The 15,540-nt window shown below is 69.1% G+C and carries 14 protein-coding genes; 2 read left to right on the top strand and 12 right to left on the bottom strand.

The genetic code is table 11. The annotated features are described in order from the left end of the window. Window positions 1–2: 2 nt before the first annotated feature. The 3 genes from AUC68_RS01085 to cobS all read right to left on the bottom strand — a co-directional run bounded on the left by AUC68_RS01085 (window position 3) and on the right by cobS (window position 3,198). Window positions 3–1,958, bottom strand: a complete 1,956-nt coding sequence (locus AUC68_RS01085; RefSeq protein WP_141701029.1) for a L,D-transpeptidase family protein — start codon at window positions 1,956–1,958, stop codon at window positions 3–5. A gap of 65 nt (window positions 1,959–2,023) precedes the next feature. Beyond that, complete coding sequence (locus AUC68_RS01080; protein WP_069435956.1) at window positions 2,024–2,305, bottom strand: hypothetical protein; 282 nt, start codon at window positions 2,303–2,305, stop codon at window positions 2,024–2,026. 143 nt (window positions 2,306–2,448) lie between these two features. Beyond that, entirely contained in the window at window positions 2,449–3,198 is a 750-nt protein-coding gene (cobS, locus tag AUC68_RS01075) for an adenosylcobinamide-GDP ribazoletransferase (protein ID WP_069435955.1), read from the bottom strand. A gap of 53 nt (window positions 3,199–3,251) precedes the next feature. Between cobS and cobT the strand changes: the two genes are divergently transcribed. Further along, on the top strand, window positions 3,252–4,271 hold the full coding sequence (gene cobT / locus AUC68_RS01070; RefSeq protein ID WP_069435954.1) for a nicotinate-nucleotide--dimethylbenzimidazole phosphoribosyltransferase: 1,020 nt from the start codon (window positions 3,252–3,254) through the stop codon (window positions 4,269–4,271). Between the two features lie 10 nt (window positions 4,272–4,281). On the opposite strand, the gene AUC68_RS01065 is transcribed toward cobT, so the two are convergent. The 4 genes from AUC68_RS01065 to AUC68_RS01050 all read right to left on the bottom strand — a co-directional run bounded on the left by AUC68_RS01065 (window position 4,282) and on the right by AUC68_RS01050 (window position 8,045). Further along, the gene (locus AUC68_RS01065) at window positions 4,282–5,595 is read right to left on the bottom strand and encodes a cobyrinic acid a,c-diamide synthase CobB (RefSeq protein ID WP_069435953.1); all 1,314 of its coding nucleotides are present in this window, start codon (window positions 5,593–5,595) and stop codon (window positions 4,282–4,284) included. Between the two features lie 61 nt (window positions 5,596–5,656). After that, the gene (gene cobM / locus AUC68_RS01060) at window positions 5,657–6,418 is read right to left on the bottom strand and encodes a precorrin-4 C(11)-methyltransferase (RefSeq protein ID WP_069435952.1); all 762 of its coding nucleotides are present in this window, start codon (window positions 6,416–6,418) and stop codon (window positions 5,657–5,659) included. Beyond that, on the bottom strand, window positions 6,415–6,801 hold the full coding sequence (locus AUC68_RS01055) for a cobalamin biosynthesis protein (protein ID WP_069435951.1): 387 nt from the start codon (window positions 6,799–6,801) through the stop codon (window positions 6,415–6,417). The genes cobM and AUC68_RS01055 overlap by 4 nt, the downstream gene beginning before the upstream one ends. After that, window positions 6,798–8,045: a bifunctional cobalt-precorrin-7 (C(5))-methyltransferase/cobalt-precorrin-6B (C(15))-methyltransferase gene (locus AUC68_RS01050; RefSeq protein WP_069435950.1), complete on the bottom strand. Its 1,248-nt coding sequence runs from the start codon at window positions 8,043–8,045 to the stop codon at window positions 6,798–6,800. The genes AUC68_RS01055 and AUC68_RS01050 overlap by 4 nt, the downstream gene beginning before the upstream one ends. Here AUC68_RS01050 and AUC68_RS01045 point away from each other — a divergent pair. Beyond that, a complete protein-coding gene (locus AUC68_RS01045) occupies window positions 8,044–8,805 on the top strand; it encodes a cobalt-precorrin-6A reductase (protein ID WP_069435949.1) in 762 nt (253 codons plus the stop codon). The two genes, AUC68_RS01050 and AUC68_RS01045, sit on opposite strands and share 2 nt — an antisense overlap. Here AUC68_RS01045 and AUC68_RS01040 read toward each other — a convergent pair. Genes AUC68_RS01040 through cobN form a run of 5 tightly spaced genes read right to left on the bottom strand, consistent with a single transcriptional unit; the run spans window position 8,769 to window position 15,535 of the window. After that, the gene (locus tag AUC68_RS01040; protein WP_069435948.1) at window positions 8,769–9,533 is read right to left on the bottom strand and encodes an SAM-dependent methyltransferase; all 765 of its coding nucleotides are present in this window, start codon (window positions 9,531–9,533) and stop codon (window positions 8,769–8,771) included. The two genes, AUC68_RS01045 and AUC68_RS01040, sit on opposite strands and share 37 nt — an antisense overlap. Beyond that, the gene (locus AUC68_RS01035; protein ID WP_069435947.1) at window positions 9,530–10,258 is read right to left on the bottom strand and encodes a precorrin-2 C(20)-methyltransferase; all 729 of its coding nucleotides are present in this window, start codon (window positions 10,256–10,258) and stop codon (window positions 9,530–9,532) included. The genes AUC68_RS01040 and AUC68_RS01035 overlap by 4 nt, the downstream gene beginning before the upstream one ends. 10 nt (window positions 10,259–10,268) lie before the next feature. Continuing rightward, window positions 10,269–10,901 carry a precorrin-8X methylmutase gene (locus AUC68_RS01030; protein WP_069435946.1) on the bottom strand — a complete coding sequence of 211 codons (633 nt, stop codon included), beginning with the start codon at window positions 10,899–10,901 and terminating at the stop codon, window positions 10,269–10,271. After that, window positions 10,894–12,108 carry a precorrin-3B synthase gene (cobG, locus tag AUC68_RS01025; protein ID WP_158008192.1) on the bottom strand — a complete coding sequence of 405 codons (1,215 nt, stop codon included), beginning with the start codon at window positions 12,106–12,108 and terminating at the stop codon, window positions 10,894–10,896. Before cobG ends, AUC68_RS01030 begins: the two co-directional genes overlap by 8 nt. Window positions 12,109–12,166: 58 nt before the next feature. After that, window positions 12,167–15,535 (bottom strand): cobaltochelatase subunit CobN, encoded by a 3,369-nt coding sequence (gene cobN / locus AUC68_RS01020; RefSeq protein ID WP_069435944.1) that lies wholly within the window; start codon window positions 15,533–15,535, stop codon window positions 12,167–12,169. Window positions 15,536–15,540 lie beyond the last annotated feature (5 nt).

The raw sequence follows: 15,540 nt of genomic DNA, 5'->3' as shown, positions 1-15,540 counted from the left end.
GGCTAGGCGCGCCGTGCTGCGCCGCCCTCGAGCGCGCCGAGAATGTCGCGCGCAAAGCCCGTGAGCGACGGGTCGCGCGCACCCATGACCAGCACCACATCACCCTCACGCGCTTCGTCTGCGATTCTGGCGATAAGCCATTCCCGCGACGGCGCGAAGGAGGCGTTGGTGCCCTTCGTGGCAATCTCGCGCACGATATCGGCGGCGGAGAAATCCCGCGTGGCCGTGCCGCCCGCGTAGAAGACTTCAAGCATGAGCAGACGGTCCTGCGCGGAGAGCTCGCTCGAGAACGTCCGCACGAAATCCTGCCAGAGGAAGCGTGTCGGGCCGTAGCCGTGCGGCTGGTAGATCGCCAGCACACGCTGCCCCCGCAGCTTTGCCGTTCGGATCGCCGCGGCGATCTTCTCCGCATTGTGCGCGAAGTCGTCCACGACCTCGATGCCCCGGGCGCGGCCGACGGTCTGGAACCGCCGTCCGATGCCGGAGAATCCGGCGAGTGGCGCAGCCATGCTCTCCAGCGGGAAACCGGCGGCCCGGCACGCGGCGATCGCTGCCAGCGCGTTGGTCACGTTGTGGAGGCCCGGGACGGGAATCTCGAACCCGACGCCTTCGACGCGGAACCTCGCACCGTTCGGATGGTGTTGCACGTCCGTCGCGCGAACATCGGCACGTTCGCTGAGACCGAAGCGGATGGCGCCGCCCGCGAACGCATCGAGATTCGCATCATCGCCGACGACCAGCGATTCGCGCGTCCGCGCTCGCAGCGTGGCGAACATGGCGGCGACCTCGTCCATCTCCTTGTGGTCGCGCTGGAGATTGAGCACGACGCCGATAGAGGGCGCGTAGCGCACCAGGGAGCCGTCGCTTTCGTCCGCTTCCACCACGAGCAGGTCGGACTCGCCCGCATAGGCGTTGCCGATCAGCCCTTGTGCCTGCAGCGCGGGCAGGTCCCCGCCCGTGATTACGGAGGGATCGGCGCCGATACCGCGCAGGATCTCGAAAATCATGCCGGTGACGGTCGACTTCCCGCTCGTGCCCGTCACCGCGATCGACCGGTAGGTGCCGACGAAATGGGCCAGCATCTCGGAGCGATGTACAACCGGCACCCCGCGCGCTTGGGCCGTGGCGAAGTCGGGCACCGTTTCTTCCACCGCTGTGGACACGACGAGAGCGGCGCAGTCCTCGCCGACCCCGCTGCCGTCCTGCGGGAACACGGAGATTCCAAGCGCTTCGAACCGGGCCCGCACGGCCGCTCGCTCGCCCTGGTCGAAGGCCCGGTCGCTGCCGCTGACGCGTCCGCCCTTCATGGCCTGGAACTGGGCGATGGCGCTCATGCCCGAGCCGCCAAGGCCCGCATAGTGAAAGCGTCCCGACGCAAGGTCCGGGATCGCGCGCGTCTCGGAGGGCACGATCAGGACGAAGTCCCCCTCGCGGGCCCGGTCGAACAGCGCCGTCACGTCGGCGTTGGACATGCGAACGCAGCCGCACGACACGGGCCGTCCGATCAGCACCTCGTGATTCGAGCCGTGGATATAGATGTAGCGCTCTCGCGAGTCGCAGCCCGGTCCCCGATTGACGCCCTCTTCGAGGCCGTCCAGCGTCAGAATGCGCGTGAGAATGAGATCGGCCTCGCAAGGCTCGCCCTGCCAGACTTCGCCGGTGGGCTCGCGCGAGGAAAACACCGTGCCCGCGCCTGCGCCCGTCCCGATCTTCGCATCGATGCGGTGCCAGCCTGGCGGCGTCTTGAGGGAGTTGTTCGCGCCGCCAATGCCGTTGCGCGCCGTCGAGACGGGCCACGATGCCACGACCGCGCCGTTCTCGATCAGGGTCGCGATCTGCCGTTCCACATCGATGAGGAAGAGACGTTCGGGAATGGGCTGGGGCGCGCCCGGCCGCTCACGGGCAGCCTCGAAAAGCGCGATCGCGCGGGCGGTTATTGCGGGGGTCGGGGGCGTCACGCGGCGCACTCTGCCACAAGCCAGTGCCGCGGTGTCACCCTTTTATTGCAGCGAGATGAACCAGCCTAACGCCCCGCCGAGAAGAGCGGGCCGCCATAGGGGTAGTAGAATTTCCAGTAGCGATACTGGTAGGGCCGCCAATAGCGCTTGCACTGCCAGCCGCATTTGCGGGTGCTGCGCCTCACGGTGTTGCGCGATCGCTTGGCGGCGGTCGCGACCATTGAGCCGCTGTGTTCGGCGATGGAATGCGCCGCGTTTCCGGTCAGGGGAACGGGTGCGGCGCTCGCGCGGGAGGCTGCGGCCCACGACACGCCGAGACAGACGATAATGGCGATCGCAATACGCATGGGACGGAACTCCTCATGGCCCCGACCTTCTTGAGGCCGCTGCGGGCCACTGTATCCCGATCCTAGCATGCAACGCGGTTCTTCGCGCTGCCCCGCTCCTCGCGATTGCGTGACTCAGGCAGGCCGTGGCCCCACTTGATACCCTAGAGCAGCGCGGCTGCCGTGAGCAGGATCGAGATTTCGCCGGTCTGTTCGGCGGCACCCAGGACGTCCCCGGTCTGGCCGCCGATCTTATGGATACTCATGCGGGCGAGTAGGGCGAGCGCGGCGGCGGCCAGGAGTGCCGAGACCAGGGTCGGGCCGAGCCCAAGACAGACGATCGCGACGACGACGGCAATGGCGATGGCAATGGCGGCCATGCCGGGGCTTGGCTGGCCCGCGTTCGCCGATAGACCGTCGGCGCGGGCGCGGGGAACCGCCCGCATGAAAAGCGGCAGGACGCTCCGGGCCCCCGTATGCGCGGCGATGAGCGCCAGCACCGGCAAGCCCGCGCCCCCTGCGGCAAGGCTCGAAAGGGCCCCGATTCGCAAGAGAAAGCTGACGATCAGGGCGATTACGCCGTACGTGCCGATGCGGCTGTCGCGCATGATCTCGAGCACGCGCGCCCGGTCCCGTCCTCCGCCGAAGCCGTCGGCCGTGTCGGCCAGCCCGTCCTCGTGCAGACAGCCCGTCGCCAGGGCCGTGGCGGCGACGGCGAGCGTTGCCGCCGCGAAAGGCGGCAGGCCCACCGCCATGCCCACATACAGACAGACGCCGCCGATCAGCCCGATGAGGGCGCCCGCGACCGGAAGTGTCCACGCGGCATCGGCAAGCCGGGTACCGTCAGCGGCCGTGACAGGCAGCCGCGTGCAAAAGGCTAGGCCCGCCCTGAGGTCCGTGCTAATGCCGCCCATGAAATTGGAATCCTCGTCTCTCTCCAGCCGCCTTCTTGCGACACTACGCTGAAATGTCCCGCTTTTCCTCCTTCAAACAGTTGCGCGCGGCGTGTCTCGACCTGCCCGCGCCGGACCAATCCGCCGCCGACGCGGCCGCCGCGCGCGAGGCCCAACTGACCAAGCCCCCCGGTTCGCTCGGCCGGCTGGAAGAGCTCACGGCCTGGCTGGCGGCCTGGCAGGGGCGCAACCCGCCCACCCTCGACAACTGCGAAATCCTGATCTTCGCGGGCAATCACGGCGTGGCCGGCCAGGGCGTCTCCGCCTACCCGCCCGAGGTCACCGGGCAGATGGTGGCGAATTTCACCGCAGGCGGGGCCGCGATCAACCAGCTTGCCCGCGCGAATGGCGCGAGGCTGCGCGTGACGCCGCTCGATCTCGACCGGCCCACCGCCGATTTCACCGAAGCCCCGGCGATGGACGAGGCGGAATTCCTGGAGGCTGTCGGCACCGGCTACGACCAAGTGTCCGACGACGCGGACCTGATCGTTTTGGGTGAAATGGGCATCGGCAACACCACGGCGGCGGCGGCGCTCTCCGGCGCGCTGTTCGGGGGCGGGGCACGTTTTGCCAGCACCGGGACGGGCGTCGGCAGGGACGGCTTCGGCCGCAAGCGCGCCGTGATCCAACAGGCGCTGCTGTACCATTCCGACGTGCTCGGCGATCCGTTGCGGGCCGCGGCCGCCGTCGGCGGGCGCGAATTGGCCGCCATGATGGGCGCGTGCCTCGCGGCCCGTCACAAGCGGACGCCCGTGCTGATCGACGGCATGGTGTCCTCCACGGCCGTCGCGCCGTTGAAGGCGCTGCGGGACGATGCGCTGGACCATGCCCGCGTTGGCCACAAATCGGCCGATGCCGGACATGAGTCCCTCCTCCAGGAACTTGGCATGCGGCCGCTGCTGGATCTCGGCATGCGGCTCGGCGAGGGGACCGGCGCCTCCGTGGCGCTCCTCGTGCTGCGTGCGGCGCTCGTCTGCCACACGGGCATGGCCACCTTCGAGGAAGCGCACGTCTCGGGGAAATCCACGTCCTAGGGATTGCCGCTCAAGCTGCGGCGATCGCGTGGAAGAACGTGCCGGTCACAGGGCCCCGGCGCGCCCCGGCGTGCCCAAGAGTATTTCCTTCGCCGTCGGCAAGAGTGGCGAGGGGCGCATCGTTGCCCTCCTCGATCACCCGCGCATAGTGGAATTCGTGACCGCGCACGGACGCGCCCGCGCCGCCCAGCGCGCACGGTTCCAGGAGCCGCGCCTCGCGGTAGCCGAGATGAAGCTTGCGGTCGGCGAAGCTCGTCGCGTGGCCGAGGAGGCCGGTCATGGCGTGGCGCGTGCCGTCGCCATCCACGAGGCCCTGCCCTAGAACCATGTAGCCGCCGCATTCGCCGTGGACCGGCCGGGTCTGCGCGAACGCCGCCAACGTCGTCTTTGAGCGCGTCGCGGCGGCCAGCCGGCCCGCATGGAGCTCCGGATAGCCGCCCGGCAGCCAGCACGCATCGCAATCCGAGGCCGGCCCTTCGTCCGCGAGCGGCGAGAACGGGACGAGCGTGGCGCCTTGCGCCCGCCAGCCCTGGACGAGATGAGGGTAGAGGAAGGTGAAGGCCGCATCCTCGGCGACCGCGATACGCAGGCCCGGCGGCGGCAGGCGCCCAGAGACAGGCTCGCCCTGCAGAAGCGGCGGCCGTGCCAGAGCGCTGATCGCCTCCAGATCGAGATGCGTCTCGGCGAGGTCCGCAAGCGCGTCGAACCTGGCCTCGAGGTCGTCGTGCTCACCCGCCTGAACGAGACCGAGATGGCGTTTGGGCAGCGCGACGGTCTTGTCGCGGGGCAGCATTCCAAGAACGGGAATGCGCAGAGCCTCGATGGCGGGCGCGATCAGCCGGGCGTGGCGCTCGCTCGCCACGCGGTTGAGGATCACGCCGGCAATCTGCACGGCCGGGTCGTGGGTTGCAAAGCCGCGCAGAAGCGCAGCGGCGGACTGGGCCTGCGACGTGACGTCGATCACCAGAATCACGGGAAGCCCGAAGCGCGCCGCGAGATCGGCGGTGGCGCCTGAGCGGCCCGGGCGCACCGGCAATCCCGTCGAACAGCCCCATGACGCCTCGATGACGGCAATGTCCGCGTCGGCGGAGACGTCCGCCATCAACGCGTCCAGAAGGCCCGGCGGCATGGCCCAACTGTCCAGGTTGATGCTGCCCCGGCCGGCCGCCCGCTCGTGAAAGACGGGGTCGATATAGTCCGGCCCCGTCTTGGCCGGATGAACTCGACGTCCCCGGCGCTTCAAGGCCGCGAGCAGGGCGAGGGTCACGGTGGTCTTGCCGGCCCCGGACTTATGCGCGGCGACGATGATGCCTGGAGCGCTCACGGCGCGGACCTCCCGTGACGGCGTCTATCCAAGGGGCCCATGCCGTCGCCGGGGCATGCGCTCATGCGGGACCTCCCCGATAGCGGCGGCGATAGTCCGCGTCGTAGAGCGCGCTCTCCCTGAAATCGCCGCTGAGGAGCGCGGGCCCAACCAGGATCAGCGCGGTCCGTTCGATCGGGTTCGTCTCGTGCTGTGCGACCAACGTGCCGAGCGTTCCACGCAAGATGCGCTCTTGAGGGTGGCTTGCATGGGCGACGATGGCGGCCGGGCAGTCCGCGCCATAGAACGGCAGCAGGCTCTCGACGACTCTTGGAAGCGCGTGGATCGCAAGATGAATGGCGAGCGTGGTGCCGGTCGCGGCGAAGGCTTCGAGGGTTTCGCCGTCCGGCATCTTCGAGGCCCGGCCGGGCACGCGGGTCAGCACCACGCTTTGCGCGACTTCCGGAACGGTCAGTTCACGGCCCAGCGCCGCGGCGGCGGCGGCGAATGCCGGGACGCCCGGCGTCAGCGTGTAGGGGATGCCGCGTGTATCGAGCCGGCGCATCTGCTCGGCCACGGCGCTATAGACGGACAGATCGCCGGAATGAAGTCGCGCCACGTCGTGCCCTTGCGCGTGCGCGGCTACATATTCCGCCTCGATCTCGTCGAGGGCCATCGGAGCGGTGTTCACGATGCGGGCCCCCGCCGGGCAATAGGCGAGCAGATCTTCGGAGACGATCGATCCCGCGTAAAGACAGACCGCACAGCGCGCGATGAGATCGCGTCCGCGGACGGTGATCAGGTCCGCCGCGCCCGGGCCTGCGCCTATGAAGTGGACGGTCACGTCTCCCGCGCGGCGCTCGCGAGGGCGCAGGTGACGGGGCCGAGGATGGTGCGCGGCGCGAGCAGCGCGGAATCGGGACCCGCGGCGGCGAGCGCCGCCGCCTCGGCCACGGACGGAACGCCGAACATCTCGTTGACCCTCGGCGAAAACGATTGCGTGCGCGGACCGGCGCTCTCCAGCGCCGCGGGCTTGACGAGCGTGAGTTCGAGTCCGCGCGCGGCGGCGGCGTCGACCAGTCCGGGCTCGCTGCCTTTGCCGTCGGACGTCGCCAGCAAGGTCAGCGCATCGCGCGTCAGCCCCGTTTCGCGCAAGGCGGCGTCAATCGCGGCGTCGATTTCCGTGGCGGTCACGCCTTTGCGGCAGCCGATCCCAGCAACGATCATGTCTTCTCCCAGCTCCATTGGGTTACGGGCATCGCGGGACGCCAGCCGGTTTTGCCGCCGACGGCGTTCGCGCGCGAGACCTCTATGCGGACGAGCGTGCCGCCATGCGCAGCATGCCGCTTGATCAGTTCCGATTCCGTCTCGAGCGTCACCGCGTTGGCCACCAGGCGGCCGCCGGGCTTCAGCCTCCCGAGACACGTCTCGAACACGCCGTCTCCGCTGCCTCCGCCGCCGACAAAGATCGCGTCGGGCTGCGGCAAACCGGCGAGCGCCTCGGGCGCGCGGCCCTGAATCACATCGAGATGTGGCACGCCGAAGGCAGTGGCATTGCGGGCCGCACGTGCGGCGCGGTCCGTATCCGCTTCGACGGCGATGGCGCGCAAGGACGCGTGGGCCAGCAGCCATTCGATCCCGACGGAGCCGGACCCGGCGCCCACATCCCAGAGGAGCTCGCCTTGCCGGGGCCGGAGCGCGGAGAGCGTGAGGGCCCGGATTTCGCGTTTGGTGATCTGGCCGTCATGGTCGAACAGATCGTCGTCGAGCCCCGGCGCATAGGCGAGAATGCGTGCGCCCGGTTCGGCGGCAACCTCGATCGCGACCGTGTTCAGGGGCGCAATATCCGTCAAGCCGAAGCCGCGCGCCTCGGCCATGCGTATGCGCTCGCGGGCGCCTCCCAAGGCCTCCAGCACGGTCATTTGCGATGGGCCGAAACCAGTCTCTGAGAGCAGTGCCGCCAAGGCGCGCGGGCCTTCGGCATCCGACGTCAAGGCGAGGATCCGCGCGCCCGGGTGCAGGTGCGGCCGGATCCGGTCCAGCGCGCGCCCGTGCAGCGACACGCACACGGTTTCGGCAAGGGGCCATCCCAGCCGCGCCGCCGCCAGGCTGAAGGCGGACGGCGCGGGGACGACCCGCGTCTCCTCGGCCGGAACATGGCCCGCAAGCGTTGCGCCGACGCCGTAGAAATAGGGGTCGCCCGATGCAAGGACGCAAACCCGCCGGCCACGTAGGGCCGCCACCTCGCCCGGCGCGGATGAGAACGGCGACGGCCAGGGCTTGGCCTCGCCCCGGATCAGCGGCGCGGCGAGCGCGAGATGGCGCACCCCTCCGAAGACGAATTCGGCATTCTCGATGAGGTCGCGCGCCTCGCGTCCAAGGCCCTCAACGCCGTCCTCGCCAAGGCCTACGATGGACAGCCACCGCTGCAATGGGGCAGGCTCCGCCGCAATCGGATTAGGACCGTTCATGAACATCCTCATTCTCGGAGGCACCACGGAAGCAAGGCAGCTCGCAGGGGCGCTGGCCGCACGCGACGATCTCGCGGTCACGCTGTCGCTCGCCGGCCGGACCGCCAGCCCGCGCGCCCAAGGCGTGCAGACGCGCATCGGTGGCTTTGGCGGGGCCGAAGGACTTGCCCGGCACATCCGCGACGAAAATATCGGCCTGTTGATCGATGCGACGCATCCTTACGCCGACACGATTTCGGCAAATGCGTTCCGGGCGGCCGGCGAGACCGGGGTCCGGTTCCTCGCCCTGCGCCGTGCCCCCTGGACCAAGCGTCCGGGCGACGATTGGACCGAGGTCGGCACGATCGCAGAGGCGGCCAAAGCGTTGGGCGCCAAGCCGGTGCGCGTCTTTCTGGCCGTCGGCCGCAAAGACATCGCGCCATTCGAGACAGCGCCCCAGCATGCGTATCTCGTGCGCAGTGTCGACCCCATCGATCCGCCTCTGGCGGTTCCCAACGCAACCTACGTGACGGCGCGGGGTCCCTTCGGCGAGGCGGACGACCGTGCGTTGCTGGAACGGCATCGCATCGAGATCGTCGTCTCCAAGAACAGCGGCGGCGAGGCCACCTACGGCAAGATCGCCGCGGCGCGGGCGCTGGGCATTCCCGTCGTCATGGTACGGCGGCCGCTCCTGCCGGAGGCACCGTCCGCCGAGACGGTCGAAGAGGCCCTGGCCTGGTGCGATCATGCGCTCACCGTCGCGGCCATGCGCGGGGTGTAGACCAGCGGCGCCTTGCCCTCGCGCGGGATGACCCGGGTTTCGGGCGCGCCGACAATGACGAGGGTTGCCATGTCCGCCGGCGTCTCGGCGGCCTTGTCCAAGGTCGTGACCGTGACCGCCTCGTCGTCGCGCCCGACCGCGCGCCCGAAGATCACGGGCGTGGTGGGCGACAGGTGCCGTCCTAGTCGCGCAAAGGCCTGGCCGAGCTGCCACGGCCGCGCCGTCGAGATCGGATTGTAGAACGCGATCACGAAACCGCCCGTGGCGGCGGCATCGAGGCGCCGTTCGATCAGCTCCCAGGGCTTGAGATTGTCCGACAGCGAAATCGCACAGAAATCGTGACCGAGCGGCGCGCCGGCTTTGGCCGCGACGGCGAGCATGGCGGTAATCCCCGGAACGATGTGCAGGTCCAGGGCCCGCCACGCCTCCGGACCGTCTTCGATCTCTCCGCACACGGCAGCCGCCATGGCGAACACGCCGGGATCGCCGCCCGAGACCATTGCGACATGCGCGCCTTGCGCCGCATGGGCGAGCGCGGCCCGCGCTCTGTTGCCCTCGACACGGTTGCCGGACGGATTGCGCGCTTGGCCCTCGCGTACCGGCACGCGGTCGAGGATAGGGCCCGTAGCCATAGAGGGCCTCTGCGCTCGCAAGCGCTTCGCGCGCCTCGGGCGCAGGAAGCGATCGTCGCCGGGACCCAGCCCGACAACGGTCAAACGGCCGCTCATCGTCGCTCCTCCCATCCGGGCACGAGCACGATGGCGAAATAGGGCGCCGTCATATCGAGCTTGTCGGTGAGCTTCATCACCGCCGCGTTCGTCATCGTCCCGCGCTCCACATAGATCGCCCGGTCGAGGCACCCGGCCCGCTCGCAGGCGCGGCGAATCTTCGGCAGATGCCGGCCGACCTTCATGACCACGGCGGCATCGCTATCGGCCAGGCGCCGCTCCAGCTCGACTTCCGGCAAAGTCCCCGGCAACACGGTGAAGACGTCATCGCCTTGCGTGATCGGCGCGGCCGCGGCCGACCAGCAGCCGGACATGCCGGTGACGCCGGGAATGACCTCGGTCGGATAGCGGCGGCTGAGGCGCACGTGAATATGCATGTAGGACCCGTAGAACAGCGGATCGCCTTCGGACAGCACCGCCACGTCGCGCCCGTCGTCGAGATAGGAGGAGACCGCCGCCGCCGACACGTCGTAGAAATCGGCGATCGCGTCGCGATAGGCGTCCCGCGCCTTGGGGATCTCCGTGGTGACGGGATAGAGCAGCGGGAGTTCCTCGGCGCCGTTGATGGCCCTCGACGATCCTGCGCGCATTGCTGACATTGCCGGCCTCGCGAAATAGGCGATGACATCCGCCGACTTGAGCGCGTTCAGCGCCTTCACCGTGAGAAGCTCGGGGTCGCCGGGTCCAACGCCGACGCCGATCAGACGGCCGGTCATGCGGCTCATAGGCTCATCCTCATATACCCTTCTTGGCGAGCGCGTTCAGCGCCGCCGCGGTCATGGCACTGCCGCCCATGCGGCCGCGCACGACAAGCCAGGGAACGCCGCAGGAGCGTGCCGCAAGCGCGTCCTTGGATTCGGCCGCGCCCACAAAGCCGACGGGCACGCCGAGAATGGCGGCGGGCTTCGGTGCGCCCGCGCTCAACATCTCCAGGAGATGAAACAAGGCGGTGGGGGCGTTGCCGATGGCAACAACCGCGCCCTCGAGACGGTCGCGCCACAGTTCCAGCGCCGCGGCCGAGCGCGTCGTGCCGAGCTCCTCGGCGAGCTTGGGCGTGCGTTCGTCGCGCAGGGTGCAGATCACGTCATTGTTCGCCGGAAGCCGCGCGCGCGTGACCCCGTGCGCCACCATCTGCGCATCGCAGAAGATCGGAGCGCCCTGTTGCAAGGCACGCGTCGCCGCCGGCACGAAGTCCTCGGCAAAATCGATGAAATCCGCCGCGTCGACCCGGCCGCAGGCATGGATCATGCGCACGGCGATGTCCGCTTGCTCGGGCGTGAACCGAGACAGGTCCGATTCTTCGCGAATGATCGCAAACGACTGCGCGTAGATCGCCGCGCCGTCTCGAATATAGTCGTTCTCAAGCATCCTCATTCTCCGCGGCAATCCTGCGCACCGTCTCGGCAACGATATCATCGGTATACGGATCGCCGTATGGCAGTTGAGCGACGGACTCTCCTTCGATGATACGGGGTCCTTGCGCCGTGCCCAAGATCGTCACAGGCGCCGGCCGCGGATAGGCGCAACCCTTGCTGCATCCGGAAATGTGAAGCGCGAAGCCGCCTTGGGGCAGGCGCTCGGCGATTCGCGCGGCCAGTTCGCGCGAGCGGATGTATCCCGAGGCGCAGGCCGGTGCGCCGGCGCAGGCAGCAATGCGCCGTCTTGCATCGCGCGCGTCCACGATGAAGCCGAGCGTATCGGCAGCCGTTCCGAGCGCGAACGCGGTCATCTCGTCGATGGGACCGAGCAGCAGCGTGCGCTGCGGCGCGAGCGCCGCCCAGTCCGCGCCGTTGGCACCCGCAACGCGGGCAAGTGCGATGAGATCGAGCGCATGGGTCTGGCCGAACGGCAGCGCGACCCCGATCGCGCACGCCCCGCCATGCAGGCGATGCAAGCCAATCGTCTCGGTGATTCGCATGGCCGGGCGAACGAACGTTGCCTCGATCCGGCTGCCACCGGCGCGCGCGAATGGGTGCGGCCCCTCGCGCGCCGCCACGTCGCGGGCGCGTGCATGCGTGCCGCTCTCGGCCAGCACCGCCAGGAGATCCACGACCAGGCGCGCCGCATCCTCGAACCGCGCAAGTCCAAGCGGGGCCGCGGTTTCGTGGTCGCCGCCAACGCTTAGGAGAAGCTGCGGTGCTGTGTCAGCACCAACGGCACGCAGACGGATATCGGCGGCGAGGCTATCGAGAGAGATCGGGCCGCCGTCGTCGATTGCGACCGAGACCTTCGGCGCGAGATCCAGCCCGCGCGCGTCGATGGCCCGGCGCGTTTCGACGGCGAGGCCGCGCGCGTCGAACCGCGCCGTCGGATGCGCGGGCAGCGGCGAGACCAGGACCGGAACATGATTGTCGACGGGGACGTCGAGCGCCGCGACCGCGCTTGCGAATTGCGGCGCGGATGTCGCCGTCAGGCCTCTGATCTGCAAGCTGCCGCGCGCGGTGACCTCCATCAGCCCGTTGCCATGGGTGCGGGCGGCCGCGCATAGTGCGGCAAAGTCGTCGATGGCGATCAGCCAGATGAAACGATACGCGCCAGCAGGCCGTCTCCCGTTTCCATGGGGGCCGAGAGGCACGGACAAGCGCCTCGTGCATTGGCGGCGCCAGCGTGGAGGTTCCGAACGGATCGCGTCCTCATTGTGCCGCCTCCGCGAGGCCCAGAAGGTCGTCCATCCCAAGATCGTTGCGCTTCGGATGCCACAGGCCCTTGCGCCGCGCCGTCTCAAGGCGCTCGGCGATCGCGCATGCTGCTTGCGGATTCTCGCGCACCAAGAAATTCCGTACAGTTGCATCGCCAAGATAGGCGTCATGGATCGCATCGAACAGCGCGCCGGAGACCGCATCGGTCACGTCCGCGAAGTCCGCGAGCCGGTCGACGGTCTCGGCGAGCTCCGCAGCGCCGCGCGCGCGGTGGCGCATCATGCCGGCGATGAAGGCGGGGCTGATCGCGCGGGCCCGGACGATGCGGGCCAGCGCTTGGGGAAGCGGCCGCGCCTTCGGGGCGGATGGATTGGTGGTATCGAGCACGATCAGGTCGGGCTTGGCACCGAGCGTGCGGGCGGCCGCGGCGAAGCCGCCGATATGGGCCACGTCCTCGGCGCCTTCGAGAATGTCGCGGGTGGGGTCGTCGCTCAGGTGAACGAGAAGATCAGCTTCGGCCACGCGGTCGGCAAAGGCGCCGTGCCGTGCCGTGCCCTCGCCCTCCGCGCCGCCATAGACATACGAGGTGGCCGCCAGGTACGCCGCCCCTAAAATCTCGTCGGAGGCGTCCTTGAATCCGTCATCAGTGGCCCGTGCGCCCAGAAAATCCTCGATGCCTGCGCCATAGGCACCCGGCGCATTGCCGAAAATGCGCTCGGGAACGGCATTCCCGGTTCCCTTGACCGCCGCGGCCAGCGGATTGTCGTGCGGGTCCTCGTCGCGCGCCGCCACGAGCTTGACCGCCGCATCCAACAGCGCGATTTGAGCCGGAAAGAGGTCGCGGAAAAGTCCCGAGATCCGGAACGTCACATCGACGCGGGGCCGCCCCATGGAAGCGGGCGGCAACACTTCGACACCGGTGACGCGCCCGGTCGCCGGGTCCCAGACGGGCCGGCAGCCCATCAGGGCGAGCCCTTGGGCGATTTCCTCGCCACCGGTCCGCAAGGTCGCGCTGCCCCAGAGGTCGATTACGAGCGACCGGGGCATCTCCCCATGTTGTTGCATATAGCCGCGAACGACCTCGTCGGCCGCACGCATGCCCAACTCCATGGCAGTCTGGGTCGGAAGGACGCGCGGATCGGCGGTGTAGAGGTTGCGCCCGGTGGGCAGCACGTCGCGCCGCCCCCGAGACGGCGCTCCGGCCGGTCCCGGGCGCACCCGCTTGGCGTCCAGCGCCGCGAGAAGCGCGGCCCGCTCCGCCGCCGCGCAGGCGATCCAGTCGGCATCGTCCGTATGCGGGTCGCGCCCAAAGACGTGAAGACCGTCCTTGACCGCGAGGTCCTTGAGATCGCATAGCCAAGTGTCGATCTTGCGCAGCGCCTCTTGCCCGCATTCGTCGCGCGAAAGCCCCGCCTCGTCGGCGAGCCCCGTCTCCTTCGCCTTGTCGACGATCAGCGCCGCCAGCCGGTCGCGCCGCCGGGTATCGAGTCCGTCGGCGATCGCATATTCGTCGACGAGTTGCTCCAGCTCCAAAGCCGCGCCGGTCATTTCCGTGCCCGTGATCGGTGGCGGCAGATGGCCGATGGTCACCGCCGCCACGCGGCGTTTGGCCTGCGCGGCCTCGCCAGGGTTCGACACGATGAAGGGATAGAACACCGGCAACGCGCCCAGCACGGCTTCGGGGAAGCACGAGGCGGTGAGCGCGACCGCATTGCCCGGCAGCCATTCCAGCGTGCCGTGCGCGCCGAGATGCAGCATGGCATCGGCGCACACCTCGTGCTGAAGCCACAGGCCGAAGGCGAGCAGCGCATGGCGCGGCGGCAGATCGGGATCGTGGTAGTCCGCGCGCCGGTCCGTCGTCTTGCCGCGATCCGGCGGGAGCGCGACGGTCACATTTCCGAACGTTGCGGCCTGAAAGCGAAAGGCGCCGTCGCGAAAATCCGGATCGTTCTCAGGGTCGCCCCAGGCTTCGCACATGGCCGCGCCAACCGCCTCGGGAAGGGCCGCCAGATGCGCCTCATAGTCTTCGAGCCCCAGGCTTAGACCATTGTCTTGGCCGGTCAGGCGGGCGAGCAAAGAATGCGTGCCCGGCGGGATGTCGTCCACCGTGTAGCCCGCGGCATCGAGGTCCGTCATCGCGCCGAGCACGCTTGCGGGTACGTCGAGCCCCACCGCGTAGGCGGCCCGGCCGCCCGCGCCAGGGTAGTCAGGCAGAACGATCGCGATCTTGCGTTCGGTGCGCGGCAGATGCCGCAGACGGACGAGCGCGGCGACCTTGTCCGCGACGGCCTCGATGCGATCCCGTTCAGGTCGGCTGACGAAGCCGGCGAAGCCCAAAGCCTCGTCCTTGTCCTGCGTGTCCTTGAACCCCAGCGTCCCCGCCAGCACGCGCCCGTCGAGCTCGGGGAGCACCACATGCATGGACAGATCCGCAGGTCCAAGACCGCGCGGGTTGGACGCCCAAGCCTCGCGTCTCGTATTGGCGATGACCGCTTGCACGACAGGCGCATCGCATCCCTCGAAGACGCCGTCGCCAGCGGCAAAGGCGGTGGTCGTGACAATCGCGGACGGTCCGAACCGTTCGAACGCGCCACGCACGAACGCAATGGCGTCGGGAGCCTTCAGGCTGGGCACGAAGAGCGGGACGGGGCGAAGCCCGCGCCTGGAAAGCGCCGTATACAGAACATCGATCGGACCGGTGTCGGCGGCGAGAAGGGCGGCGCGATAGAACAGGATCGGCACCGTCGCCAGGTCTCGGGCGTCATCCGCGTCCGTGTGGTCTCCGGCCAAGAAAGCCTCGAGCGCGACAACGCCCTCGCCGGGGCAGTAGACGCCCATGCGCGGGAAGGCTTGCGGCGCCGGCGCGTGCAGCTCCGTCCCTCCGAGACGGGCCAAACGCCGCAGAAGCGCGCGCAGATTGGCCGGTCCGCCTTCGCGGAAATAGGCCAACAGCGTCTTGAGTTCCGGTTCGTCCAAGGTCGACTGCTCGAACAGGCGCGTATCGTCCCGGTCCTCGCCCGGCAGCACCGCCAAGGCGATGCCGCGCTCGCGGGCCACCGCCGCCAGACGCTCGACGCCGTAGCGCCACCAGTCGAGTCCGCCCAGGAGACGCACCACGATGACCTTGGCGTGTTGCGCGACCGTCACGATCCAAAGATCGGTGGACATCGGATGGCGCAGGTCGCGCAAGCGCGCGAGCCGTACCGACGGCAGACAGTCCCGCTCTTCTGCGTAGGCCGCCACGAGCCCGGCAAGGTCGCTGTCGGTGAACGACAAGATCACGATATCGCCTGGGGTTTGACCCAGGTCGATCGGCTCGGCGATGTCGTCGAGCGTCGCGCTGCTTGTCTGTAGGAGGTGCATGGTCG

This window comes from Methyloceanibacter methanicus, assembly GCF_001723285.1.
Classification (GTDB): domain Bacteria; phylum Pseudomonadota; class Alphaproteobacteria; order Rhizobiales; family Methyloligellaceae; genus Methyloceanibacter; species Methyloceanibacter methanicus.
The sequence above is the reverse complement of the archived record's forward strand: the minus strand, read 5'-3'. Positions and strand labels throughout refer to the sequence as shown.